This is a genomic window from Streptomyces nymphaeiformis, from assembly GCF_014203895.1.
Taxonomy (GTDB): domain Bacteria; phylum Actinomycetota; class Actinomycetes; order Streptomycetales; family Streptomycetaceae; genus Streptomyces; species Streptomyces nymphaeiformis.
This window is the reverse complement of record NZ_JACHJY010000010.1, coordinates 229,750-251,977: the sequence shown is the minus strand read 5'-3', so window position 1 is coordinate 251,977 and position 22,228 is coordinate 229,750. Positions and strand designations below refer to the sequence as shown.

General features: G+C 72.9%; 20 protein-coding genes. 5 read left to right on the top strand and 15 right to left on the bottom strand.

Translation table 11 applies throughout. From position 1 onward, the window contains the following. Positions 1-80: 80 nt before the first annotated feature. The 7 genes from pheT to infC all read right to left on the bottom strand — a co-directional run bounded on the left by pheT (position 81) and on the right by infC (position 7,604). Complete coding sequence (gene pheT, locus GGE06_RS32180; protein WP_184932462.1) at positions 81-2,612, bottom strand: phenylalanine--tRNA ligase subunit beta; 2,532 nt, start codon at positions 2,610-2,612, stop codon at positions 81-83. Further along, positions 2,612-3,739 carry a phenylalanine--tRNA ligase subunit alpha gene (pheS, locus tag GGE06_RS32175; RefSeq protein WP_116161929.1) on the bottom strand — a complete coding sequence of 376 codons (1,128 nt, stop codon included), beginning with the start codon at positions 3,737-3,739 and terminating at the stop codon, positions 2,612-2,614. Before pheS ends, pheT begins: the two co-directional genes overlap by 1 nt. 156 nt (positions 3,740-3,895) lie before the next feature. After that, entirely contained in the window at positions 3,896-5,023 is a 1,128-nt protein-coding gene (locus GGE06_RS32170) for a sensor histidine kinase (RefSeq protein ID WP_116161928.1), read from the bottom strand. 80 nt (positions 5,024-5,103) lie between these two features. Next, positions 5,104-5,943: a TrmH family RNA methyltransferase gene (locus GGE06_RS32165; RefSeq protein ID WP_116161927.1), complete on the bottom strand. Its 840-nt coding sequence runs from the start codon at positions 5,941-5,943 to the stop codon at positions 5,104-5,106. A 118-nt stretch (positions 5,944-6,061) separates the two neighbouring features. Beyond that, entirely contained in the window at positions 6,062-6,448 is a 387-nt protein-coding gene (gene rplT / locus GGE06_RS32160) for a 50S ribosomal protein L20 (RefSeq protein ID WP_056566486.1), read from the bottom strand. A 105-nt stretch (positions 6,449-6,553) separates the two neighbouring features. Next, entirely contained in the window at positions 6,554-6,748 is a 195-nt protein-coding gene (gene rpmI / locus GGE06_RS32155) for a 50S ribosomal protein L35 (protein ID WP_015032399.1), read from the bottom strand. A gap of 124 nt (positions 6,749-6,872) precedes the next feature. After that, positions 6,873-7,604, bottom strand: coding sequence for a translation initiation factor IF-3 (gene infC, locus GGE06_RS32150; RefSeq protein ID WP_221518739.1), 732 nt, complete (start codon positions 7,602-7,604; stop codon positions 6,873-6,875). A gap of 285 nt (positions 7,605-7,889) precedes the next feature. Here infC and GGE06_RS32145 point away from each other — a divergent pair, with 285 nt between their 5' ends. Continuing rightward, positions 7,890-8,258, top strand: coding sequence for a DUF1844 domain-containing protein (locus GGE06_RS32145; protein ID WP_041128341.1), 369 nt, complete (start codon positions 7,890-7,892; stop codon positions 8,256-8,258). A 6-nt stretch (positions 8,259-8,264) separates the two neighbouring features. Here the strand turns inward: GGE06_RS32145 and GGE06_RS32140 are convergent, their stop codons facing one another. Genes GGE06_RS32140 through GGE06_RS32130 form a run of 3 tightly spaced genes read right to left on the bottom strand, consistent with a single transcriptional unit; the run spans position 8,265 to position 11,369 of the window. After that, positions 8,265-8,999: an SseB family protein gene (locus GGE06_RS32140; protein WP_184932459.1), complete on the bottom strand. Its 735-nt coding sequence runs from the start codon at positions 8,997-8,999 to the stop codon at positions 8,265-8,267. A 34-nt stretch (positions 9,000-9,033) separates the two neighbouring features. Then, a complete protein-coding gene (mycP, locus tag GGE06_RS32135; RefSeq protein ID WP_376773611.1) occupies positions 9,034-10,215 on the bottom strand; it encodes a type VII secretion-associated serine protease mycosin in 1,182 nt (393 codons plus the stop codon). Next, the gene (locus GGE06_RS32130) at positions 10,215-11,369 is read right to left on the bottom strand and encodes a hypothetical protein (RefSeq protein WP_246532886.1); all 1,155 of its coding nucleotides are present in this window, start codon (positions 11,367-11,369) and stop codon (positions 10,215-10,217) included. Before GGE06_RS32130 ends, mycP begins: the two co-directional genes overlap by 1 nt. Before the next feature lie 108 nt (positions 11,370-11,477). On the opposite strand from GGE06_RS32130, the gene GGE06_RS32125 reads away from it, so the two are divergent. Next, entirely contained in the window at positions 11,478-12,680 is a 1,203-nt protein-coding gene (locus tag GGE06_RS32125; protein ID WP_116161923.1) for an amino acid deaminase/aldolase, read from the top strand. A gap of 3 nt (positions 12,681-12,683) precedes the next feature. Here GGE06_RS32125 and GGE06_RS32120 read toward each other — a convergent pair whose 3' ends face one another. The 4 genes from GGE06_RS32120 to GGE06_RS32105 form a co-directional block, all read right to left on the bottom strand. Then, the gene (locus tag GGE06_RS32120) at positions 12,684-13,934 is read right to left on the bottom strand and encodes a haloacid dehalogenase-like hydrolase (RefSeq protein WP_116161922.1); all 1,251 of its coding nucleotides are present in this window, start codon (positions 13,932-13,934) and stop codon (positions 12,684-12,686) included. Between the two features lie 102 nt (positions 13,935-14,036). Further along, on the bottom strand, positions 14,037-14,819 hold the full coding sequence (locus tag GGE06_RS32115; RefSeq protein WP_093876989.1) for a 3-oxoacyl-ACP reductase: 783 nt from the start codon (positions 14,817-14,819) through the stop codon (positions 14,037-14,039). Continuing rightward, the gene (locus tag GGE06_RS32110) at positions 14,816-16,180 is read right to left on the bottom strand and encodes an aldehyde dehydrogenase family protein (RefSeq protein ID WP_184932457.1); all 1,365 of its coding nucleotides are present in this window, start codon (positions 16,178-16,180) and stop codon (positions 14,816-14,818) included. The genes GGE06_RS32115 and GGE06_RS32110 overlap by 4 nt, the downstream gene beginning before the upstream one ends. 28 nt (positions 16,181-16,208) lie before the next feature. Then, positions 16,209-17,573, bottom strand: coding sequence for a glutamine synthetase family protein (locus tag GGE06_RS32105; protein WP_184932456.1), 1,365 nt, complete (start codon positions 17,571-17,573; stop codon positions 16,209-16,211). Positions 17,574-17,662: 89 nt separating this feature from the next. Between GGE06_RS32105 and GGE06_RS32100 the strand changes: the two genes are divergently transcribed. The 3 genes from GGE06_RS32100 to GGE06_RS32090 all read left to right on the top strand — a co-directional run bounded on the left by GGE06_RS32100 (position 17,663) and on the right by GGE06_RS32090 (position 20,679). Then, positions 17,663-18,391 carry a FadR/GntR family transcriptional regulator gene (locus GGE06_RS32100; protein ID WP_116161919.1) on the top strand — a complete coding sequence of 243 codons (729 nt, stop codon included), beginning with the start codon at positions 17,663-17,665 and terminating at the stop codon, positions 18,389-18,391. 142 nt (positions 18,392-18,533) lie between these two features. Continuing rightward, positions 18,534-19,967, top strand: coding sequence for an ethanolamine permease (eat, locus tag GGE06_RS32095; protein ID WP_116161918.1), 1,434 nt, complete (start codon positions 18,534-18,536; stop codon positions 19,965-19,967). Between the two features lie 28 nt (positions 19,968-19,995). Then, positions 19,996-20,679 carry a gamma-glutamyl-gamma-aminobutyrate hydrolase family protein gene (locus GGE06_RS32090; protein ID WP_116161917.1) on the top strand — a complete coding sequence of 228 codons (684 nt, stop codon included), beginning with the start codon at positions 19,996-19,998 and terminating at the stop codon, positions 20,677-20,679. 106 nt (positions 20,680-20,785) lie between these two features. Here the strand turns inward: GGE06_RS32090 and GGE06_RS32085 are convergent, their stop codons facing one another. Next, complete coding sequence (locus GGE06_RS32085; RefSeq protein WP_184932454.1) at positions 20,786-22,228, bottom strand: purine-cytosine permease family protein; 1,443 nt, start codon at positions 22,226-22,228, stop codon at positions 20,786-20,788.

Below are 22,228 nucleotides of genomic sequence, written 5' to 3'. Positions count from 1 at the left end.
AGCGGCTTCCGGGCCCCGGAAACGGCGGAGGGCCGCCCCGGGGATTCCCGGGGCGGCCCTCCTGGTGGTGCTGCGGTGCGTCAGGCGCCGCGCAGGACGGCGCCCGTGCGCTCGGTGGCCAGGGCCACCGCGGCGTCGCGGGCCGCGGAGGCCTCGTCGACGGTCAGGGTGCGGTCCGGGGCGCGGAACTTCAGCGCGTACGCCAGGGACTTGCTGCCCTCGCCGAGCTGGTCGCCGGTGTAGACGTCGAACAGCCGGATGGACTCCAGGAGTTCACCCGCGCCCTCGGTGAGGGCGGCCTCGACGTCGGCGGCCGGGACGCCGGAGGCGACGACCAGGGCGACGTCCTGGGTGGCGACCGGGAAGGAGGAGATCCTGGGGGCCTTCACGGGGCCCTGGTTCGCCTTCTCCAGGAGGTCCAGGTCGATCTCCATCGCGCAGGCGCGGGCCGGGAGGCCGTACGCCTTCACCACGCGCGGGTGGAGCTCGCCGGCGTGGCCGACGAGGACCTTCTCGCCGTCCACCTCGACGTGGAACGCGGCGCAGCGGCCCGGGTGCCAGGGCGCGTGCTGGTCGGCGCTGATGATCAGCTCGACCCCGGCCTCGGCGGCCACGGCCCGGCCGGCCTCGACGGCGTCCGCCCAGTCGGACGGACGGCCCTTGCCCCACCAGCCGGCCTGCTCGCGCGCACCGGCGAGCACGACGGCGGCGCGGCGCGGCTGCGCGGGCAGCGCGGCGTTGACGCGGGCGATCTCCTCGTCGGAGGGACGGCGGTCGACGCCCAGGCGGACGGCGACGCCCGGCTGGCCCTCGGTCGGCCGGAAGACCAGACCGGTCTCGAAGAGCGCCAGGTCGTGGCTGCCGCGGCTGTCGTTGCGGCGGAGCGCGCCGAGCAGACCCGGGAGCAGGGTCGTGCGGAGCGCGGGCTCCTCGTCGGAGAGCGGGTTGACCAGCTTCACGAGGCGGCGACGGTCGTCGTCCGCGTCGAGACCGAGCTGGTCGAGGGCCTGCTCGCCGATGAACGGGTAGTTCAGCGCCTCGACGTAGCCGGCGCCGGCCAGCGCGCGGCCCACCCGGCGGTGGACGCGCTGGCGGTCGGTGAGCCCACGGCCGGCCGGGGGCTTCGGCAGCGTGGAGGGCAGGTTCTCGTAGCCCTCCAGGCGGATGACCTCTTCGGCGAGGTCGTTCGGCACGTAGAGGTCGGGACGCCACGACGGCACGGTGACGACGAGCTCGTCCTGGCCGTAGACGTCGCAGCCGACCTCCTGGAGGCGGCGGACGACGATCTCACGGCCGTAGTCGACGCCCGCGACCCTGTCGGGGTGGTTCGCCGGCATGGTGATCGTGTGCGGCGCGGAGGGGGCGGCGATCTCGGTGACGCCGGCCTCGGCGGTGCCGCCCGCGAGCAGCACGAGCAGGTCGACGCAGCGCTGCGCGGCAGCGGCGGCGGCCTGCGGGTCGACACCGCGCTCGAAGCGCTTGGACGCCTCGGAGCCCAGCTTGTGGCGGCGGGCCGTGCGGGCGATCGAGATCGCGTCGAAGTGCGCGGCCTCGATGACGACCTCGGTGGTGCCGGTGACGATGCCGGTCTCCGGGTCGGTCACCGGGTCGGCGATCTCCGTGTCGGCGCCGCCCATGACGCCCGCGAGGCCGATCGGCCCGCGGTTGTCGGTGATGACCAGGTCCCCGGTGTCGAGGACGCGCTTGACGCCGTCGAGCGTGGTGATCTTCTCGCCGGCGGCGGCGCGGCGGACCCCGATGGGGCCGTCGATCCGGGTGCGGTCGTAGGCGTGCAGCGGCTGGCCGAGCTCGAACATCACGTAGTTGGTGATGTCGACGGCGAGCGAGATCGGGCGCATGCCGGCCTTCTGCAGGCGGCGCTGGAGCCAGATCGGGCTGCGGGCCTCGGGGTCGAGGCCGACGACCGTACGGGCGGTGAAGCGGTCGCAGCCGATCGGGTCGGCGATCTGGACCGGGTAGCCGTACGAGTTCGGCGCGGGCACGTCGAGGAGCGCCGGGTCGCGCAGCGGCAGGCCGTAGGCGGTGGCCGTCTCGCGGGCGACACCGCGCATCGAGAGGCAGTAGCCGCGGTCCGGGGTGACGGCGATGTCGAGGACCTCGTCGAACAGCTCCAGGAGGACCGTGGCGTCCGTGCCGACCTCGTGCTCCGGCGGCAGCACGATGATGCCGTGCGTGCCGTCGTCGCCCATGCCGAGCTCGTCGCCGGAGCAGATCATGCCCCGGGAGACGCGGCCGTACGTCTTGCGCTCGGCGATCCGGAAGTCACCGGGGAGCACGGCGCCGGGCAGCGCCACGACGACCTTGTCGCCCTCGGCGAAGTTCCGGGCGCCGCAGATGATCTCCTGGGGCTCGCCGGTGCCGTTGGCCTGGCCGACGTCGACGGTGCAGAAGCGGATGGGCTTCTTGAACTCCGTCAGCTCCTCGATGGTGAGGACCTTGCCGACCACCAGCGGGCCGGTCAGGCCGGCGCCGAGCTGCTCGACGGTCTCGACCTCGAGGCCTGCCGAAATGAGCTTGGCCTGGACGTCGCGGCCGGTCGCCGTCGCCGGCAGGTCGACGTACTCCCGCAGCCAAGAAAGCGGGACCCGCATCAGATCTCCATCCCGAACGGCCGGGTGAACCGGACGTCACCCTCGACCATGTCTCGCATGTCTTCCACGTTGTGGCGGAACATCAGCATCCGCTCGATGCCGAACCCGAAGGCGAATCCGCTGTACTTCTCGGGGTCCACACCGGCGGCGACGAGCACCTTCGGGTTGACCATTCCGCAGCCGCCGAGCTCGATCCAGCCCTCGCTGCCGCAGGTGCGGCAGGGACGGTCCGGGTTGCCGACGGACTCGCCGCGGCAGACGTAGCAGAGCATGTCCATCTCTGCGGACGGCTCGGTGAAGGGGAAGAAGTTCGGCCGCAGCCGGGTCTTCATGTCCGGGCCGAAGAGCGCCTGGACCATGTGGTCGAGGGTGCCCTTGAGGTCGGCCATGGTCAGGCCCTCGTCGACGGCGAGCAGCTCGATCTGGTGGAAGACCGGGGTGTGCGTGGCGTCGAGCTCGTCGGTGCGGTAGACGCGGCCGGGGCACACCACGTAGACCGGGGGCTCCCGGTCGATGAGGGTGCGGGCCTGGACCGGCGAGGTGTGCGTGCGGAGCACGACACCGGACTCGTCGCCCGTGGTGCCCTCGGGGCCCTGGACGAAGAAGGTGTCCTGCATCTGCCGGGCCGGGTGGTCCGGGACGAAGTTGAGGGCGTCGAAGTTGAACCACTCCGCCTCGACCTCGGGACCCTCGGCGACCTCGTACCCCATGGCGACGAAGACGTCGGAGACCCGCTCCATGAGCGTGGTCAGCGGGTGCCGGGCACCGGCCGGGACGCGGTCGTACGGCAGGGTGACGTCGACGGCCTCCTCGACGAGGACGCGGGCGTCGCGCTCGGCCTCCAGCTCGACCTGGCGGGCGGCCAGGGCCTTGGAGACGGCACCGCGGGCCTGGCCCACGATCTTGCCGGCCGCGGCCTTGGCCTGCGGGGGCAGGGCGCCGATCTCGCGGTTGGCCAGCGCCAGCGGCGAGGTGCCGCCGGTGTGCGCCGTCTTCGCGTGGGCGAGCGCGTCGAGGTCGCCTGCGGCGGCGAAGGCGGCGAGCGCCTCGTCCCGCATGCGCTCGATCTCTTCCGGTTTCAAGGCCTCGACCTCGACCGGGTCGTACGACTTATTGGGTGCCGACATCTCTTCCCGTGCTTCCGTTGGCTGGCTGGGCGGCCCCGCTCGACGTCAAGGGCGCAAACGTGCCAAAGGACGAGTCTAACGGGGCGCGGGGACGCGAATGAGCCCGTGGGCGGGCCGCGCGGCCACTGATCTCGTACGGTCTCGACTGCTGAGACGTCAGAGGAGGTGGGCCGGGGTGCCGACGGGCAGGATAAATCGGAACTCGGCCCCGCCACGGGGACCTCTTCCGACGGTGATGGTGCCGCCGTGGGCCTCGACGACGCCCTTGACGATGTAGAGGCCGAGGCCGGTGCCGCCGCGCTTGCTGCCCCGCCAGAAGCGGGTGAAGACGCGGCCCATCGACGCTTCGGGGATGCCGGGTCCCTCGTCGCTCACGGTGACCTCCGTCCCCTCTTCTCCGTCGTCGCCCAGCGTGGTGGGTGCCACCTCGATGGTGACGGTTCCCTCGCCGTGGCGCACCGCATTTTCCAGGAGGTTGCCGAGGATCTGGTCGATCTTGTCGGGGTCGGCCCAGAGCGCGGGCAGCTGCGGCCTGATCCGTACGAAGAAACGGTCCGGGGACTGGCCGGCGGTGGTGTGCACCTGGATGTGCCGGCCGACGGCGGCGGCGATGTCGACGGGCTGGCGGCGCACTTCGAGGCGGCCGGAGTCGATCCGGGAGATGTCGAGGAGTTCGGCGATGAGCCGCTTGATGCGGCCGGCGTCGGCGTCGACCGTCTCCAGCATCAGCCGCTTCTGCTCGTCGTTGAACCGCTCCCACTTGTCGAGGAGGGTGGCGGTGAACCCCTTCACGGAGGTGAGCGGGGAGCGCAGTTCGTGCGCGACGGTGGCGATGAGCTCGGCGTGGCTGCGCTCGGTGCGGCGGCGCGCCTCGGTGCCGCGCAGGGAGACCACGACGCGGCGGACGGGCCCGGTGGGGTGCTCGCGGACGTACCGGGCGGAGACGAGGACCTCGCGGCCGCCGGGGAGCAGCAGGTTGCGCTCGGGCTGGCCGCGGCGGGTGGAGAGTCCGCCGTACGGATCGGTCAGCGCCCACCAGCGGCGTCCCTTGAGGTCCTCCAGGGGCAGCGCCTCGTCGAGCGGGCGGCCGAGGGCCCGGTCGCCGCGGACGGCGGTGATGCGGACGGCGGCGGCGTTGAAGCAGACCACGCGACCGGTCTCGTCGGCGATGACGAGGCCGTCGGGCAGGTCGTCGGGATCGACCCCGGCGAAGCCGAGGGGCGGTTCCGGGGCGTGCGGCGGGGCGCTCCGTGCCTGTGCGGGACTGTCCGTGCCGACCGTCATCCCCGTACCCCACCCCTCCGTGCAGTGCAGTGGGCCCCCGAGTGCGTCACTCTACTGGGCGGGGACGGCGGAATGGACCCTCAGGCGGAGGTTCGGGGGCGCTGGGCGCGCGCGGAGGCGTACAGGCAGACCGCGGCGGCGGTGGCGAGGTTGAGGCTCTCGGCCTTGCCGTGGATCGGGACGCGGACGACGGCGTCGGCGAGCGCCCGGGTCTCCTCGGGCAGCCCCCAGGCCTCGTTGCCGAAGATCCAGGCGGTGGGCCCGCCCATGGTGCCGGCGTCGAGCTCGTCGTCGAGGTCGTCCTGACCGGCCCCGTCGGCGGCGAGGATCCGTACGCCCGCGCTCTTGAGTCCGGCGACGGCCTGCTCGACGGGGACGCCGACGGCCACCGGCAGGTGGAAGAGGGAGCCGACGGAGGCGCGGACGGACTTGGGGTTGTAGAGGTCGACGGAGGCGTCGGTGAGGACGACGGCGTCGGCGCCGGCCGCGTCGGCGCAGCGCAGCACGGTGCCGGCGTTCCCGGGGTCGCGGACGTGCGCGAGGACGGCGACCAGCTTGGGCCGGGCGGCGATGATGTCCTCGAACGGCGAGTCGAGGAAGCGGCAGACGCCGACGAGGCCCTGCGGGGTGACGGTCTGGGAGACCTCGGCGAGGACGGCGTCGGAGGCGAAGTGGACGCGGGCGCCGGCGGCGCGGGCGGCGTCGACGATCGCGGTGTAGCGCTCGGCGGCCTCGACGGTGGTGAACAGCTCGACGAGGGTGGGCTCGCCGCCGGAGCCGCGGTGTTCGACGGCCTCGCGGACGGCCTGGGGGCCCTCGGCGATGAAGAGGCGGTCCTTGCCCCGGAAGTTGCGCTTGGCGAGCCGCCGGGCGGCGACGACGCGCGGGGAACGCGGGGAGATCAGCTCGGGGGTGACCATGGGGTGCGGCGGTTCTCTCTTCGGGGCCGGGGCTACGGGTTCTCGGGGGCCGACGCACCCGGACCCGCAGGCGCGAGCGCGCTGCGGGTCCGGGCGGAAGTACTGCGGGCCTGGAAGATCAGGCGGCGACCTTCGGGGCGTTGACGTCGGCCGGGAGGGCCTTCTGCGCGACCTCGACCAGCGCGGCGAACGCGTTGATGTCGTTGACGGCCAGCTCGGCGAGGATCTTGCGGTCCACCTCGATGTTGGCGGCCTTCAGACCCTGGATGAGGCGGTTGTACGTCATGCCGTTCTGGCGGGCAGCGGCGTTGATGCGCTGGATCCACAGCTGACGGAAGTCGCCCTTGCGCTTCTTGCGGTCGTTGTAGTTGTAGACCAGCGAGTGGGTGACCTGCTCCTTGGCCTTGCGGTACAGGCGCGAACGCTGACCGCGGTAGCCGGAGGCCGCCTCGAGGATCGCCCGGCGCTTCTTGTGGGCGTTGACTGCCCGCTTGACGCGTGCCACTTTTAACTCCTTGTAGCGGGGTCGTGGTGGTCCTCACACGACCCGAAATACGAATGGTTCCCGGTCTCTGCCGGATGCCCCCGTCGCCGAGGGCGGGAGATCAACTCAGATGCCCAGCATCTTCTTGATCTTGGCGGCGTCACCCGGGGCCATCTCGGCGTTGCCGGTGAGGCGACGCGTCAGCTTGGACGACTTGTGCTCGAGCAGGTGGCGCTTGCCGGCGCGCTCGCGCAGGATCTTGCCCGAGCCGGTGACCTTGAAGCGCTTCTTGGCACCGGAGTGCGTCTTGTTCTTCGGCATCGCGCCGTATCTCCTCGTCAGTGGCGCTCCCGCCCGGTGCGAACACCGGACATCCGGGAGCGTCAGTTCTTCGTTTGGTGGTTCCGGGCGAGGCCCAGGGCTGCCTGGTTGGCAGCCCGTAGGGTCACGCCTCGGGGGTCTCGACCGGAGCCTCGGCCTCGGCGGCCGGGGCCTCGGCGACCGGGGCCTCGGCGACCGGGGCCTCCTCGGAGGCGACGCCCTGGCGCTCGGCCTTGCGTGCGGCCTGGGCCTCACGCGCCTCGGCCATGGCCTCGGTCTTCTTCTTGTGCGGGCCGAGAACCATGATCATGTTCCGGCCGTCCTGCTTCGGGTTGGACTCGATGAAGCCAAGCTCCTCGACGTCCGACGCCAGCCGCTGAAGCAGTCGGAAACCGAGCTCGGGACGGGACTGCTCACGACCACGGAACATGATCGTGATCTTGACCTTGTCGCCCTGCTTCAGGAACCGGACGACGTGACCCTTCTTGGTGTCATAGTCGTGCGGGTCGATCTTCGGCCGGAGCTTCATCTCCTTGATGACCGTGTGCGCCTGGTTCTTGCGCGCCTCACGGGCCTTCATGGCCGACTCGTACTTGAACTTCCCGTAGTCCATGAGCTTGCACACGGGCGGACGGGCGTTCGCCGCCACCTCGACCAGGTCGAGGTCGTACTCCTGTGCGAGCTCCAGGGCCTTGGCAAGCGGAACAATCCCGACCTGCTCGCCGCTGGGTCCGACAAGTCGCACCTCGGGAACGCGAATCCTGTCGTTGATGCGGGGCTCGGCGCTGATGGATCCTCCTCGGTAGCACCACGCGACCGCCTGGCGGACGAACGCGCACTGTCTGTTTCTGACCAACCGAGCCGACACGTGAAAAACGCCCCGGACGGGACACAGGCGGGGCTCCACGAAAATACCGGAGCACCGCCGCGGTCAACCGCGGGGCGCACATCGGGCGGCTCCATCGTCCGTACGGAACGATGGGCGCCACCTGACCGGTGACCCGCCACCCGCGAGGGTGGTCAGGTGGGAGTACGGAGCCTCCACTTGTGGGCCGGACACAGAGGTGTCCAGCCGGTCGTTACACAAGGTTAGCAGGACCCGGCGGTCGGCGCGAACCGTACGTCCGCTTATCGTGTGGGCATGAGCGAGACGCCCCAGAACGAGTCCACGGACACCCCCGACTTCGAGAGCATGACCCGCGACATCGCGGAGGTCCCGGCGGTCGAGGTGATCGTGACCGTCGCCGTCAACCTGATGAGCGCCGCCGCCGTGAAGCTCGGGCTCACCGAGGAGGGCGAGAAGCACAAGGACCTCGACGAGGCCCGGAAGCTGATCCACGCGCTCGCGGGCCTCCTGGACGCCGGCGCGACGGAGGTCTCCTCCTTCCACGCGGCTCCCCTGCGGGACGGCCTGAAGTCCCTCCAGCTCGCCTTCCGCGAGGCCTCCCTGATCCCGGACGAGCCGGGCCAGGGACCGGGCGAGAAGTACACCGGACCGGTGTACGGCTAGGGATTCCTACTTCTTCACGTAGAAGGGCTCGCCCGGAGGCGTGGCCGAGGCCGGCAGGAGTGCCAGGTCGAGGCCCCGCACCAGGCGGGCCCTCAGTGTTTCGTCGGCGGCCAGGGCGCGGGCCACGCGCTGGGCGGCCTCCGCCGGGGCGGCGTCGGCGTCGAGGACCAGGGCGAGGGTGCCGTCGGCGGTGCCGGGACCCAGGTGGGCGCGGAGCACCGCGGGCTCGGCGGCCACGGCGGCGCGCACCGCGTCCCGTACGGCCGGGTCGTCGAGCGGGTCGGTGCTGGAGCGGCCCTCGGCGAGGGCGAGCAGCGCGGAGCCGGTCACCTGGTACGGCACGGGGCCGGCCATGTCGAGGACCAGGGTGTCGGCCTTCTCGTGGACGAGGGCGGCGAGGGCCTGGTGGGTGGGGACGGCGACGGGCCTGGCCTGCGGGTCCCAGAGGGCGAGCGCGGCGATCGAGGTGAAGGCCGGGAGAGCCCGCCGGTCGCCGGCCGTGAGGGTGGGGACGGCCATGTCGCTGGTCTTCTCCTGCTTGAGGCCCGTCTCGGGGTCGATCTCGACCTCGCCGAGGACGGCGACCACGGGGACGAGCAGCCGGGCGCCCTTGAGCGCCTCCAGGACCGGGCCGTGCGCGGTTCTGTCCTCCGCCCAGGCCGCGAGGGCCGCGGCGAGCCGCGGGTCGGCGGTGCCGTCGTCTTCGGAGAAACCGGGGTCAGGGATGTTCTTGAGCGCCACGCACCGAGCCTAACCGCCGGGTCCCGGCCGCCGGCTAGGAGGTCCGGTGGGCGCGGCGGAGCATCACGGCGGTGAGGAGCAGCAGGGCGCCGAGTCCGCCGGCGACGGGGGCGAGCAAGCCGAAGGGACGGCTCTCCTCGGCGGCGGGGAGGGGGCCGGGCCCGAAGTAGCGGCCCTGGTATCCGGAGGCGACGGCCTTGGGGTCGCCGGCCTTGATCCGGCCGCCGGCGGCGATCGCGGCGGCCGGGTCGACCGTCCCGTACCCCTTGGCGTCGCTGCGGCCGCCCTTCGGCCGGTTGCGGGCGGTGTCGATGAGCAGCCGCTTGATCTGGGCCGGGGTGAGGTCGGGGTGGGCGGAGCGGACGAGGGCGACGGCCCCGGAGACGAACGCGGCCGCGGCGCTGGTGCCCCAGCCCTCGTAGTAGCGGCGGTCGGGGTCGGCGATGACGATGTCGTCGCCGGGGGCGCTGACGGTGGCGTACCAGCGCCGGGTGGAGAAGGCGGCGTGGGTGCCGTAGCGGTCGACGGCCGCGGCGGCGATGACGCCGGGGTAGGCGGCGGGGTAGGAGATGTGGTCGCCCTTCTCACCGCCGTTGCCGGCGGAGGCGACGACGGAGACGCCCTTGGCGAGGGCGTACTGGACGGCGGCGTCCTCGCCGGCGTCGGGGTGGGCGGACTTGGAGTCGTCGCCGAGGGAGAGGTTGATGACGTCGGCGCCGTGGTCGGCGGCCCAGCGGATGCCCTCGGCGAGGGCCGTGCCGCGGGTCTTGCGGGCCTTGTCGCGGGCCTTGTCGGTGGACTCCAGGATGACCCGTACGGGCAGGATCCGGACGTCGGGGGCGACGCCGAGGACGCCGTCCTCGCCGCCGGGGCCGTGGCCGTGCCCGGCGATGATGCCGGCCATCGCGGTGCCGTGGCGGGCCCAGGCGCGGTCGCCCTTCGAGGCGCCGAAGCCGACGAGGTCGCGTCCGGCGAGGACCGAACCCGCGAGGTCCGGGTGGTCGGCGTCGACGCCGGTGTCGAGGACGGCGACGGTGATGCCGCGGCCCTTGGTGGTGCGCCAGGCCTCCGTGGTGTGGAGGGCTTCGAGGCCCCACTGGCGGGCCCGGATGGTGTCGGCGTGCGCGGGGGCGGTGGTGGCGGGCAGTACGGAGAACGCGGCGGCGAGCAGGGCGACCGCGCCGCCGCGGGCCCGGCGGCGGTGGGTGGGTCGGATCACCGGGCGTTCTCCTTGGCGGCCGTGGTGGCGGCCGTGCGCAGCAGTCGTACGAGGCGTTCGGTGATGCCCTTGGCCTCGTGGCCGAGGCCGGACTGGGCGGTGGCGTCGGTACGGTTCGCGGTCATGGCGCGGTCGGCGGGGACGGGGCCGCCCTCGACGGTCCGGCCGTCGGCGAAGCCGGAGACGGCGGTGACGACGACGGGGAGGTCGGCGGGGGCGTTCAGCCACCAGGCGGCGCGCTGGGGGGCGCCGAAGCGGGCGGCGACGGTGCCGGGGCCGGCGAGGGCCGGGGGGACGTCCGCACCGAGGCGGGTGGTGAGGTCCTGGCCCAGGGTGCGCTGGGTGGGGGCGTCGGCCCGGGTGAAGACGAGACCGACGGTGATGACGCTGCTGGCGGTGGCGTCGGTGTACGTGGCGCGCAGGACGCGCTCGCAGCCGAGGGGCTCGACGGTGGCGAGGAGGCCCTTGGGAAGGACGGCGGGGGCGCAGGCCGCGTCGGGGGCGACGACGATCCGGGTCCAGGTGCGGTCGGCGCCGCCGGGGCCGGCGCCGGGGCCGGTCAGGGTGCGGGGGAAGAGGGTGTCGACGGGGGCGTCGTGCCAGAGGTCCTTCGCCTCGGTGTACCCGACGGGTTCGACGGGCTTCCCGGGCTCGGCCGCGGCCAGCCACACGCCGGCGAGCGCCCCGCCGATGAGCCCGAACCCGAGCACGGCACAGGCGGCGACGGCGACGGTCCGCCCGACCTGCCGCTCCCGCACGACCCGCAGCCGCGCGGTGACCTCGACGGGCACCTCGGGCGGGAGCGCGCCGGGCCCGCGGTAGAAGGGTGCGGGCACGGTCGCCGCGCCGACGCCCGCACGCCCCGTGGCCGGGTGACCGGCCACGGCGGGACCGGTCGCGGGGCGGACCGGGCCGGGCGTCGGACGGGTAGCGGCGCCCGTCGCGGCGACGGGGGCCGCCGTCGGCCGGGGCGGCATGGCCGGCGGGACGGCCGCCGGGCGGGGTGCGGTGGCCGTCGGCGGGACGGCCGCCGGGCGGGGTGCGGTGGCCGCCGGTGGGACCCTGCGGAGGCGGGTCGTGGTCTCGGTCGCCGGGGGGTCCGGTGGGAGCAGGGCGTCCGTGATGCGGGACGGTGTGGGCTCGCCGGTCATCCCCGTCCCCCGCTCGTGTCGACAATGCCCGTCACTCTACGGGCTGTTCCCCCGCGCACGGGAACCCAGGGGCTACCCACCCGTAAACCGGTCTGGCAAGCTCGGGCCATGACTCCCCGTGCCGCCGACCGGGCCCGTTACGACCGGGCCACCGCTCATCTCGACGCGCCCGTGGCGATCGTCGATCTGGAGGCCTTCGACGCCAACGCGGCGGACCTCGTGCGCCGGGCCGGGGGCAAGCCGATCCGGGTGGCGAGCAAGTCCGTGCGGTGCCGGGCGCTGCTCGAGCGGGTGCTGGCGCGGGACGGGTTCGCCGGGATCATGTCGTTCACGCTCGACGAGTCGTTGTGGCTGGCCCGCGCCGGGTTCGAGGACGTGCTGCTCGCGTATCCGTCGGCGGACCGCTCCGGGTTCGGGGAGCTCACGCGGGATCCGAAGCTCGCCGCCGCCGTGACCGTCATGGTGGACGACGTGGCCCAGCTCGATCTGATCGACGCCGCCCGCGCGGGCGGGACGGAGGAGGTGCGGGTCTGTCTGGAGCTGGACACGGCGCTGCACCTGTTCGGGGGGCGGATTCGGGTCGGGGCCCGGCGTTCCCCGCTGAGGGAGCCCGCCCAGCTCGCCGAGCTCGCTCGGTCCGTGGTGCGGCGGCCCGGTTTCCGGCTGGTCGGGATCATGGCGTACGAGGGGCACGTCGCCGGGGTCGGGGATGCCGTCGCGGGCCGCCCGCTGCGGTCCCGGGCCGTCCGGCTCATGCAGTCCGCCGCCCGCAAGGAGCTCGCGGAGCGCCGTGCGGCCGTCGTGCGGGCCGTCCGGGCGGTGGCGCCGGACCTGGAGTTCGTGAACGGCGGCGGCACCGGCAGCGTGCAGCACACGGCCGCCGAGGACGCGGTGACCGAGATCGCCGCGGGTTCGGGGCTGTTCGTGCCGCGCCTCTTCGACAACTACACGTCCTTCACCGGGCGCCCCGCCGCGCTCTTCGCGCAGCCGGTGGTCCGCCGCCCGGGCGTCGGCGTGGTGACGGTGCTCGGCGGCGGCTACCCGGCTTCGGGCGTCGCGGGCCCGGACCGGCTGCCCGTCCCGTACCTGCCGGAGGGGCTCCGGTACGACTCCCAGGAGGGCCCGGGCGAGGTGCAGACCCCGCTGCTCGGCTCCCCCGCCGACGACCTGCGGATCGGCGACAAGGTCTGGTTCCGGCACGCGAAGGCCGGGGAGCTGTGCGAGCGGTTCGAGAGCCTGCACCTGGTCGAGGGCGATCGCGTGACGGCGACCGTGCCCACGTACCGGGGTGAGGGGATGACCTTCCTCTAGCGTCTAGAAGACGGAGTCGAGCTGGTCCGGGATCACCGTGCCGTCCTCGCGGCGGACCGGGGCCGCCGTGCCGTCGCTCGCCGTGTAGCCGGTCGTGGCGCAGGGGTACGGCGTCGTCTTCCGCTTCTTCGGCTCGATGAACACGGGGTTGACGAGCCAGCGTCCGTCTCCGTTCTCGTAGGCCCGGCACATGAGTTCGTTCTTGTTGCGGTTGAGGACCAGGCGCAGCCCGGTGGCGTCCCGCAGGAAGGAGACGTCGGTGTCGGAGTCGCCGGCGGCGAGGACCTGGCGGCGGGCGGCGGGCTGGACGCGCTCGGCGGCGGGGCCCGGGACGCCGAGGATCTCCTGGTTGATCCAGCAGCGCTTGCCGTCGACGTAGGTGATCATCGTGTCCTCGCCGTCGCGGACGCTGCCGCAGCCCTTGAGGTGACTGGTGAGGCGGCCGTGCTCGGTGGTGTTGCGGATGCCGACCGCGTGGGAGGCGTCGACGCCGGCGCCCTTCGCCCAGACGTCGACGACGGGTTCGGGCGAGGCGGAGACGATCCAGACGTCGAAGCCGCCGTCCTTCAGGGCGCGGATGAGGTCCCGCTGCTGGTCGTAGTAGCGGACCCAGCCGGTGACCTGCGCGCTGCCGACCCGCTGCGTCGCGCCCTGCGGGGCGGCGAGGTTCTCGGCGCGGGCGGCGGCGGCGAAGGAGGCGGCCTGGCGGGTGGTCCAGCCGTGCAGGAGCTGGGCGAGCCAGGCGTACTGGGGCTCCGTGCGGCGGTGGTCGTAGCCGGCGAAGGCCGTCTTTCCGGCGGTCGTGGCGCCGTTCCCGTACACGGAGAGGAGTTCGTCGGCGCAGCCCGTGTCGGTGGCCGTGGGGAGGGTGCGGACGCCGGTGGGGCAGGCCGCGCGGAGGGCGGTCGCGGCCTCGGGGGTGAGGTGGCGGCTGGTGGTGGACCAGTCGCCGTCCTTCGGGGGCCGGATGCGGTCGTTGCGGAGGAGCCAGTAGAAGGTGGCGTCGCCGACGTCGTTCTTGATGACGGTGTTGTCCCAGTCGAAGACCGCGACCGGCTTCCTGCCTCCCTCGGCGCCGCAGTGGTCGGCGAGCAGGGCGTCGATGCGGGCCTTGTTGTCGCCGTACCAGCCGTCGGAGATCTTCAGGGTGGGGCAGGCGGCGGGCCGGGCCTCCGCCTGGGTGCCGGGGAGGAGGCCGGTGGCGGCGAGGGCGAGGGCGGCCGCCGCGGCGCCGGTGCGGAGCTTGTCGTTCATGGGCGTCTCCTGGATGCGATGCCTGGGGGATACGCACGACAGCCGGGCGCCTCGCGACGCCCGGCTGTCGGGTGGGGGGATACGGGGTGGCGGCGGTGAGGCCTAGAGCGGGGTCACGTACGCCCCGGAGATGCCGCCGTCGACGAGGAAGTCGCTGGCGTTGACGAAGGAGGAGTCGTCGCTCGCGAGGAAGGCGACGGCGGCGGCGATCTCCTCGGCCTCGGCGAAGCGGCCGACGGGGATGTGGACGAGGCGGCGCGCGGCCCGCTCGGGGTCCTTGGCGAACAGCTCCTGGAGGAGGGGGGTGTTGACCGGCCCGGGGCAGAGGGCGTTGACGCGGATGCCCTCGCGGGCGAACTGGACGCCCAGCTCGCGGGACATGGCGAGGACGCCGCCCTTGGACGCGGTGTACGAGATCTGGCTGGTCGCGGCGCCCATGATGGCGACGAAGGAGGCGGTGTTGATGATGGAGCCCTTGCCCTGGCGGCGCATGTAGGGCAGGGCGGCCTTGCAGCAGAGGTAGACGGACGTGAGGTTGACGTCCTGGACCCGCTTCCAGGCCTCCAGGCCGGTCTCCAGGATGGAGTCGTCGTCGGGGGGCGAGATGCCGGCGTTGTTGAAGGCGATGTCGACGGAGCCGTACGTGTCGAAGGCGACCTTGAAGAGGTTCTCGACCTCCTCCGGGTCCGTGACGTCGACCTGCACGAAGGTGCCGCCGACCTCCTCCGCGGCCGCCTTGCCGGCGGTCTCGTCGATGTCGCCGCAGACGACGTTGGCGCCTTCGGAGGCGAGGCGGCGGGCGGTGGCGAGGCCGATGCCGCTGCCGGCTCCGGTGATGACGGCGGTACGGCCGACGAGGCGGCGGCAGATGATCTCGTTGCTCACAGTGCGGGGCCCTCCGTGCTGATGAAGACGTTCTTGGTTTCGGTGAAGGCGGTCAGGGCGTCGGGGCCGAGTTCACGGCCGAGGCCGGACTGCTGGTAGCCGCCGAACGGGGTCCAGTAGCGGACGCTGGAGTGGGAGTTGACGGAGAGGTTGCCGGCCCGGACGGCGCGGGAGGCGCGCAGGGCGCGGCCGACGTCACGGGTCCAGAGGGAGCCGGACAGGCCGTACTCGGTGGCGTTGGCGAGGCGGATCGCGTCGGCCTCGTCCTCGAAGGGGAGGACGACGGCGACGGGTCCGAAGATCTCCTCGACGGCGCAGGGGGCGTTCTCGGGGACGCCGGTGAGGACGGTCGGCGGGAACCAGAAGCCGGGGCCCTCGGGCGCCTTGCCCCGGATCCCTTCGAGATCGTCGGTGACGTAGGAGCGGACGCGGTCGAGCTGGGCGCGGGAGATGAGCGGGCCCATCTGGGTGCGCTCGTCGGAGGGGTCGCCGACGACGATCTCCTCGATGGCGGGGGTGAGGAGCTCCAGGAAGCGGTCGTACGCGCTCCGCTGGACGAGGATGCGGGTGCGGGCGCAGCAGTCCTGGCCGCTGTTGTCGAGGAAGGACATCGGCGCCGCGGCGGCGGCCGCCTCCAGGTCCGCGTCGGCGAAGACGATGTTGGGGCTCTTGCCGCCGAGTTCGAGGGTGACCCGCTTCACCTGGTCGGCGCACTTCGCCATGATCGACTTTCCGACCCGGGTGGAGCCGGTGAAGACGATCTTGGCGATGCCGGGGTGCTCGACGAGGGCGTTCCCGGCGACGGGGCCGGTGCCGGGGAGGACCTGGAAGAGGCCTTCGGGCAGGCCCGCCTCCAGGGCGAGTTCGGCGAGGCGGAGCGCGGTGAGCGGGGTGGTCTCGGCCGGCTTGAGGAGGACGGCGTTGCCGGCGGCGAGGGCGGGTGCGGTGGCCCAGGCGGCGATCGGCATCGGGAAGTTCCAGGGGGCGATGACACCGACGACGCCGAGCGGTTCGAGGATCGTGATGTCGAGGCCGCCGGCCACCGGGATCTGGCGGCCGTTGAGGCGCTCCACTCCCCCGGCGGCGAAGTCGAGCAGGTCGCGGACGTTGCCGGCCTCCCAGCGGGCGTTGCCGATGGTGTGGCCGGCCTCGGTGACCTCCAGGCGGGCCAGTTCCTCGACGTGGTCGTCGACGACGGCGGCGAAGCGGCGGAGCAGCCGGGCCCGGTCGGCGGGCGCGGCGGCGGCCCAGCCGCGCTGGGCGGCGGTGGCGCGGGCGACGGCGGCGTCGACGGCAGCGGGGGTGGCGGCGGGGACGGTGGCGACGAGTTCCTCGGTCGCCGGGTTCAGTACCTGGAGCAACGCGTTCCTTTCAGTGACTCGAAGGGGCTCAGTGGCGTTCGAAGGAGCGGCGCAGCTCCCAGTCGGTCACCGCGGCGTCGAAGGCGTCGAGTTCGACGCGGGCCATGTTGCGGTAGTGGGCGACGACCTCGGCGCCGAAGGCGGCCTTGGCGATCTCGCTGGTCTCCCAGAGTTCGGCGGCCTCGCGCAGGGTGGTCGGGACGTGCGCGTACTCGCCGGTGTACGCGTTCCCGGTGCAGGGCGCGGGCAGTTCGAGGCGCTGCTCGATGCCGTACAGGCCGGCGGCGACCAGGCCGGCGACGGCGAGGTGGGGGTTGACGTCGCCGCCGGGGAGGCGGTTCTCGAAGCGGGTGGAGCGGCCGTGGCCGACGACGCGGAGGGCGCAGGTGCGGTTGTCGTGGCCCCAGGCGACGGCGGTGGGCGCGAAGGAGCCGGGCTGGAACCGCTTGTAGGAGTTGATGTTCGGGGCGTAGAGGAGGGAGAAGTCGCGGAGGGCGGCGAGCTGTCCGGCGAGGAAGTGCCGCATGGTCTCGGACATGCCCTGCGGGTCGTCGCCGGCCATGACGTTGCGGCCGTCGGCGTCCTGGAGCGAGAGGTGGATGTGGCAGGAGTTGCCCTCGCGCTCGTTGTACTTCGCCATGAAGGTGAGCGAGTAGCCCTCCTGGGCGGCGATCTCCTTGGCGCCCGTCTTGTAGACGGCGTGCTGGTCGCAGGTGACGAGGGCCTCGTCGTACTTGAAGGCGATCTCGTGCTGGCCGGGGTTGCACTCGCCCTTGGCTGACTCGACGGTGAGTCCGGCGCCGGTCATCTCGTTGCGGATGCGGCGCAGGAGCGGTTCGATGCGTCCGGTACCGAGGACGGAGTAGTCGATGTTGTACTGGTTGGCCGGGGTGAGGCCGCGGTAGTTCGCGTCCCAGGCCTGCTCGTAGCTGTCCTTGAAGACGATGAACTCGAGCTCGGTGCCGACGTGCGCGGTGAGGCCGAGCTCCGCGAGGCGCTCCAGCTGGCGGCGGAGGATCTGGCGGGGCGCGGCGACGACCGGGGTGCCGTCGGCCCAGGCGAGGTCGGCCGTCACCATGGCGGTGGCGTCGTTCCAGGGGAGGCGGCGGAGGGTGGTGAGGTCGGGGTGCATCGCGAAGTCGCCGTAGCCGCGGTCCCAGGAGGACATCTCGTAGCCGTCGACGGTGTTCATCTCGGTGTCGACGGCGAGGAGGTAGTTGCAGCCCTCGGTGCCGTGGCCGAGGACCTCGTCCAGGAAGAACGGTGCGGCGAACCGCTTGCCCTGGAGGCGTCCCTGCATGTCGGGGAAGGCCAGGACGACGGTGTCGATCTCGCCGCTCGCGACGAGGGCGCGCAGCTCCTCGACGGTGAGCGGGGGTGTGCGGTCTGCCACGGGATTGCTCCTCCTTCGGCCTGCCGGGAGCCATAAGGTATTGCGGAAGACCATTGCTTGGGAAGTGCTGGAGAAGGGGAAACGAGAACGTGGCCAGTACGAGTGAATCGGCGGACCGGCTGACGCCCGTGCTGCGGCCGGTGCGGGCGGGCAACGGCTTCGAGGAGGCCCTGGAGCAGATCCTCCAGGTGGTACGGCTCGGGCTGGTGCCCGGCGGGGAGCGGCTGCCCGCCGAGCGGGAGCTCGCCGACCGGATGGGGATCAGCCGGGTGACCCTGCGCGAGGTCCTGAAGGTCCTCCAGGAGCAGGGGCTCGTGGAGAGCCGGCGGGGCAGGTACGGCGGGACGTTCGTGCTGCCCCGGGTCCAGACGGCCGACGAGGACGAGCTGCGCCGCCGGATCGCCACGGTCGACATGGAGGACACCCTGCGCTTCCGTGAGGTCCTGGAAGTGGGGGCTGCCGGGCTCTGCGCGGCCCACGGCCTCGACGCGGCGGGCGCCGAGCGGCTGCGGACGGCCGTCGCGGCGACCCATGACGCCCCGCTGGCCGATTACCGCCGCCAGGACACCCTGCTCCACCTCACGCTCGCGGAGCTCTCCGGCTCGCCGACGCTGACGGCCCAGTACGCCGCCGTGCGCGCGACGGTGAACGACCTCCTGGACTGCATCCCCCTGCTCGTACGCAATCTGGAGCACTCCCAGCACCAGCACACGGCCCTGGTGGAGGCGGTCCTCGACGGGGACGCGGACGCGGCGCGCGAGGTGATGCGGGAGCACTGCGCGGGCACGGCGGCGCTGCTGCGGGGCTTCCTGACGTGAGGGCCGGACGGGGCCCCGACGTGACCCGGGCATGGCTTCCCGCGTAACCCGAAAGTAACGCACGGGGGTTGCGCTCCCCCGTCGGCCACCGCAAAGGTATGGCTCCAATCCATTGGGCCCGTTGCGGGGAGCTGACGCTGCCATGACGCTCGAAGACACCACGCCGTCGAAGGACGACTACCTCGAACGCCGGGCCCTGCGCCGCGGCAGCGCCGGCTGGCTGCTGCTCACGGGCCTCGGCGTGGCCTACGTCGTGTCCGGGGACTACTCCGGCTGGAACATCGGCCTGTCGAAGGGCGGCTTCGGCGGGCTCGCCGTCGCCACCGTCCTGATGGGCGCGATGTACGCCTGTCTGGTCTTCGCGCTCGCCGAGCTGTCCGCCATCCTGCCCACCGCGGGCGGCGGCTACGGCTTCGCCCGCCGTGCGCTCGGCACCTGGGGCGGCTTCCTCACCGGCACCGCGATCCTCATCGAGTACATCCTGGCCCCCGCCGCGATCTCCATCTTCATCGGCGACTACGTGACGTCCCTCGGCCTCTTCGGCCTGGAGTCCGGCTGGCCGGTCTACCTGGCCTGCTTCGCGATCTTCATCGGGATCCACCTGTGGGGCGTGGGCGAGGCGCTGCGTTTCAGCCTGATCGTGACGGCGATCGCGGTCACGGCCCTGGTCGTCTTCGCGCTCGGCGCGTTCACCGACTTCCACGTGGACGGCCTGAACGACATCCCGGTCGACGGCGGGGCCTTCGGCGCGAACTCCTGGCTGCCGTTCGGGCTGCTCGGGATCTGGGCGGCGTTCCCCTTCGGCATGTGGTTCTTCCTCGGCGTCGAGGGCGTGCCGCTGGCCGCCGAGGAGGCGAAGGACCCGGTGCGGTCGATGCCGAGGGCGCTCGCGCTCTCCATGGGGATCCTCGTGCTGCTCGCCGTCATGACCTTCTTCGCCGCCACCGGGGCGCGGGGCGCGGCCGCCGTGCAGGAGGCGGGCAATCCGCTGGTCGTGGCGCTCCAGGGCGACGGGGAGCCGACGGCGCTCAGCCGCTTCGTGAACTACGCGGGCCTCGCGGGCCTCGTCGCCTCCTTCTTCTCCCTCATCTACGCCGGTTCGCGCCAGCTGTTCGCCCTCTCCCGGGCGGGCTACCTGCCCCGGTTCCTCTCCCTGACCAGCCGCCGCAAGTCGCCGTACCTGGGACTCCTCATCCCGGGCGCGATCGGCTTCGCGCTCGCCGCGGGGACCGGGAACGGGGCGCGGATGCTGAACATCGCGGTGTTCGGCGCCACCATCTCGTACGCCCTGATGGCGCTCTCCCACATCGTGCTCCGCCGCCGCGAGCCGGGGCTTCACCGGCCGTACCGCACGCCCGGCGGGATCGTGACCTCGTCGGTGGCCTTCGTCCTGGCCCTCTCGGCACTCGTCGCGACCTTCCTGGTGGACCGGACGGCGGCGTTCATGGCGCTGGGGGTGTACGTGATCGCCCTCGCCTACTTCGCGTTCTACAGTCGGCACCATCTGGTGGCCAGGGCGCCCGAGGAGGAGTTCGCGGCGCTCGCCGCGGCCGAGGCCGAACTCGAACGCGACTGATGTCCCTTCTCTTCCTGGAGGAAGTTCCGTGACCAAGCCGCTCATCGGCGTGACCACCTACCTGGACCAGGCGCGCTGGGGCGTGTGGGACATGCCCGCCGCGCTGCTCCCGGCGCAGTACCCGCGCCTCGTACGGGACGGCGGCGGGCTCCCGGTGATGCTCCCGCCGGGCGGACCCGAGGACGCGGCGGCGGTCCTGGCCCGGCTCGACGGGCTCGTCGTCGCGGGCGGGGCGGACGTCGAGCCCGTACGGTACGGGGCCGAGCCCGACCCCCGGACCGGCCCGCCGGCCCGCGCCCGGGACACCTGGGAGCTGGCCCTGATCGACGCGGCCCTGGCCTCCGGCACCCCGCTGCTCGGCATCTGCCGGGGCATGCAGCTCCTGAACGTGGCCCTCGGCGGGACGCTGATCCAGCACCTGGACGGGCACGTGGAGGCGGTCGGGGTGATCGGCCGGCACGCGGTGAAGCCGGTGCCGGGCACGCGGTACGCCTCGCTGGTGCCCGAGCTCACCGAGGTCCCGACCTACCACCACCAGGCCGTGGACCGGCTCGGCGCGGGGCTCACGCCCTCCGCCCACGCGGAGGACGGCACGGTGGAGGCGGTGGAACTGGCCGCACCGGCCTGGGCGCTCGGAGTCCAGTGGCACCCGGAGATGGGCGAGGACCTGCGCGTGATGCGGGGGCTGGTGGAGGCGGCGTCGGCTCGCTAGAAGGCGAGCGGGAAGGGATCGGGGCGGCCCGGTGGCGCGCCGGGGAGAGGCGCGGGACCGGAAGGGGGTGCGGGGCGGCCGGGGTGGGCACCGGCCGCCCCGCGGCTCAGCGGGCGGCGGCGGTCGCCTCGACCGCGCGGCGCCCCAGCACCACGTACAGCACGCTGGAGACCACCATGCCGACCGGCAGGGAGAGGTCGATGCCGCCGAGGGCGGCGGCGACCGGGCCGGTGTAGAGGGTGTTCACGCAGAGGGCGGCAGCGACCACGCCCGCCACGAGGGAGCCGGCCCCCGCCCAGTTGACGCCGCCGGTGAACCAGAAGGTGCTGCCGGGGGTCTCGTCCGAGAGTGCGACGCCGTCGTACCGGTTGCGGCGCAGCACGACGTCCGTCGCGAAGACGGCCATCAGCGGGCCGATCAGGACGGTGATCATCTGCAGGGCGTTGCTGACGGTGTCGAGGAAGTTGGAGACCAGCAGCCCGTAGAGGGTGAGGCCGACCGCGACGGTGCCGTCGAAGAGGACGCTGACGGTCCGGCGGATGCGCAGGCCGACGGCCTGGAGGGCGAGGCCCGCGCTGTAGGCGGTCAGGGCGTTGATGGAGATCGTGCCCAGGACCAGGGCCAGCAGGAACACCGGGACGAACCAGCCGGGCAGGATCCCCTGGAGCGCGTTCTGAGGGTCGGTCATGTCGACGGCCGTCGCGGCGAACGCGCCGAGCGCGCAGACGACGACGCTCGGGATGAACGAGCCGAGGGCGGTCCAGCCGGCGACGGCCTTCGGGGAGGCCGTGCGGGGCAGGTAGCGGGAGAAGTCGGCGCTCGTGGTGTACGAGAGCGGGCCCGAGGCGACCATCGCCGTGCCCGCGACGAGCACGGCCCACAGGTCCGTGCCGGTCAGCCGCTCGGCGGGGACGTACGAGAAGTCGGCGTGCTTGAAGACCGCCAGCGCGACGACGGTGAAGGCGCCGGCCAGGGCCAGCGTGATCGGCAGGTACAGCTTGATGATCAGGCCGTGCCCGTACACGCTGATGCCGAGGGTGAGCGCGGCGATGACCACGACGACGACGATCTTCACCGGGGTGTCCGCCGTGATGCCGACCTTCTCGACCAGGGCGAAGGCGGCGGTCGCGGCGGCGGCCAGGTTGAGGGCGAAGTAGCAGACGGAGACGAGCCAGCCGCCGATCGCGTTGTTCACGCGGTTGCCGATGACGCCGTACAGGGCGCGGGTGATGACCTCGCTGGGCGCGCCCGCGGCCGGGCCCGGAGTGGCGACCAGGCCGGTGAGCACGCTGAAGAGGTTGCCGACGACGATCACGGCGAGCGACTGCCAGAGGGACAGGCCCATGAGGACCAGGGCTCCGCCGACGACGAGGCTGAGGTAGTTGACGCTGGCGGCTGCCCACACGGCGAACAGTTCGCGGGGGTTGCCGTGGCGCTCCGCGTCGGAGATGTGATCGATGCCGTGGGCTTCGATGCGGCCGGGCCGGTCGTCGGCCGGCGTGGTGGCCTCGGCGCGGGCGGCGCCGGGGTCGGGAATCGTGGAAGCCAT

What these genes read in the sequence shown, in the direction of transcription:
- GGE06_RS32130 (WP_246532886.1), bottom strand. Translation starts at nt 11,369, where the DNA reads ATGACCGGCGAGCCCACACCGTCCCGCATCACGGACGCCCTGCTCCCA.
- GGE06_RS32165 (WP_116161927.1), bottom strand. Translation starts at nt 5,943, where the DNA reads ATGGTCACCCCCGAGCTGATCTCCCCGCGTTCCCCGCGCGTCGTCGCC.
- rpmI (WP_015032399.1), bottom strand. Translation starts at nt 6,748, where the DNA reads ATGCCGAAGAACAAGACGCACTCCGGTGCCAAGAAGCGCTTCAAGGTC.
- pheT (WP_184932462.1), bottom strand. Translation starts at nt 2,612, where the DNA reads ATGCGGGTCCCGCTTTCTTGGCTGCGGGAGTACGTCGACCTGCCGGCG.
- GGE06_RS32125 (WP_116161923.1), top strand. Translation starts at nt 11,478, where the DNA reads ATGACTCCCCGTGCCGCCGACCGGGCCCGTTACGACCGGGCCACCGCT.
- GGE06_RS32145 (WP_041128341.1), top strand. Translation starts at nt 7,890, where the DNA reads ATGAGCGAGACGCCCCAGAACGAGTCCACGGACACCCCCGACTTCGAG.
- pheS (WP_116161929.1), bottom strand. Translation starts at nt 3,739, where the DNA reads ATGTCGGCACCCAATAAGTCGTACGACCCGGTCGAGGTCGAGGCCTTG.
- eat (WP_116161918.1), top strand. Translation starts at nt 18,534, where the DNA reads ATGACGCTCGAAGACACCACGCCGTCGAAGGACGACTACCTCGAACGC.
- GGE06_RS32170 (WP_116161928.1), bottom strand. Translation starts at nt 5,023, where the DNA reads ATGACGGTCGGCACGGACAGTCCCGCACAGGCACGGAGCGCCCCGCCG.
- GGE06_RS32085 (WP_184932454.1), bottom strand. Translation starts at nt 22,228, where the DNA reads ATGGCTTCCACGATTCCCGACCCCGGCGCCGCCCGCGCCGAGGCCACC.
- GGE06_RS32120 (WP_116161922.1), bottom strand. Translation starts at nt 13,934, where the DNA reads ATGAACGACAAGCTCCGCACCGGCGCCGCGGCGGCCGCCCTCGCCCTC.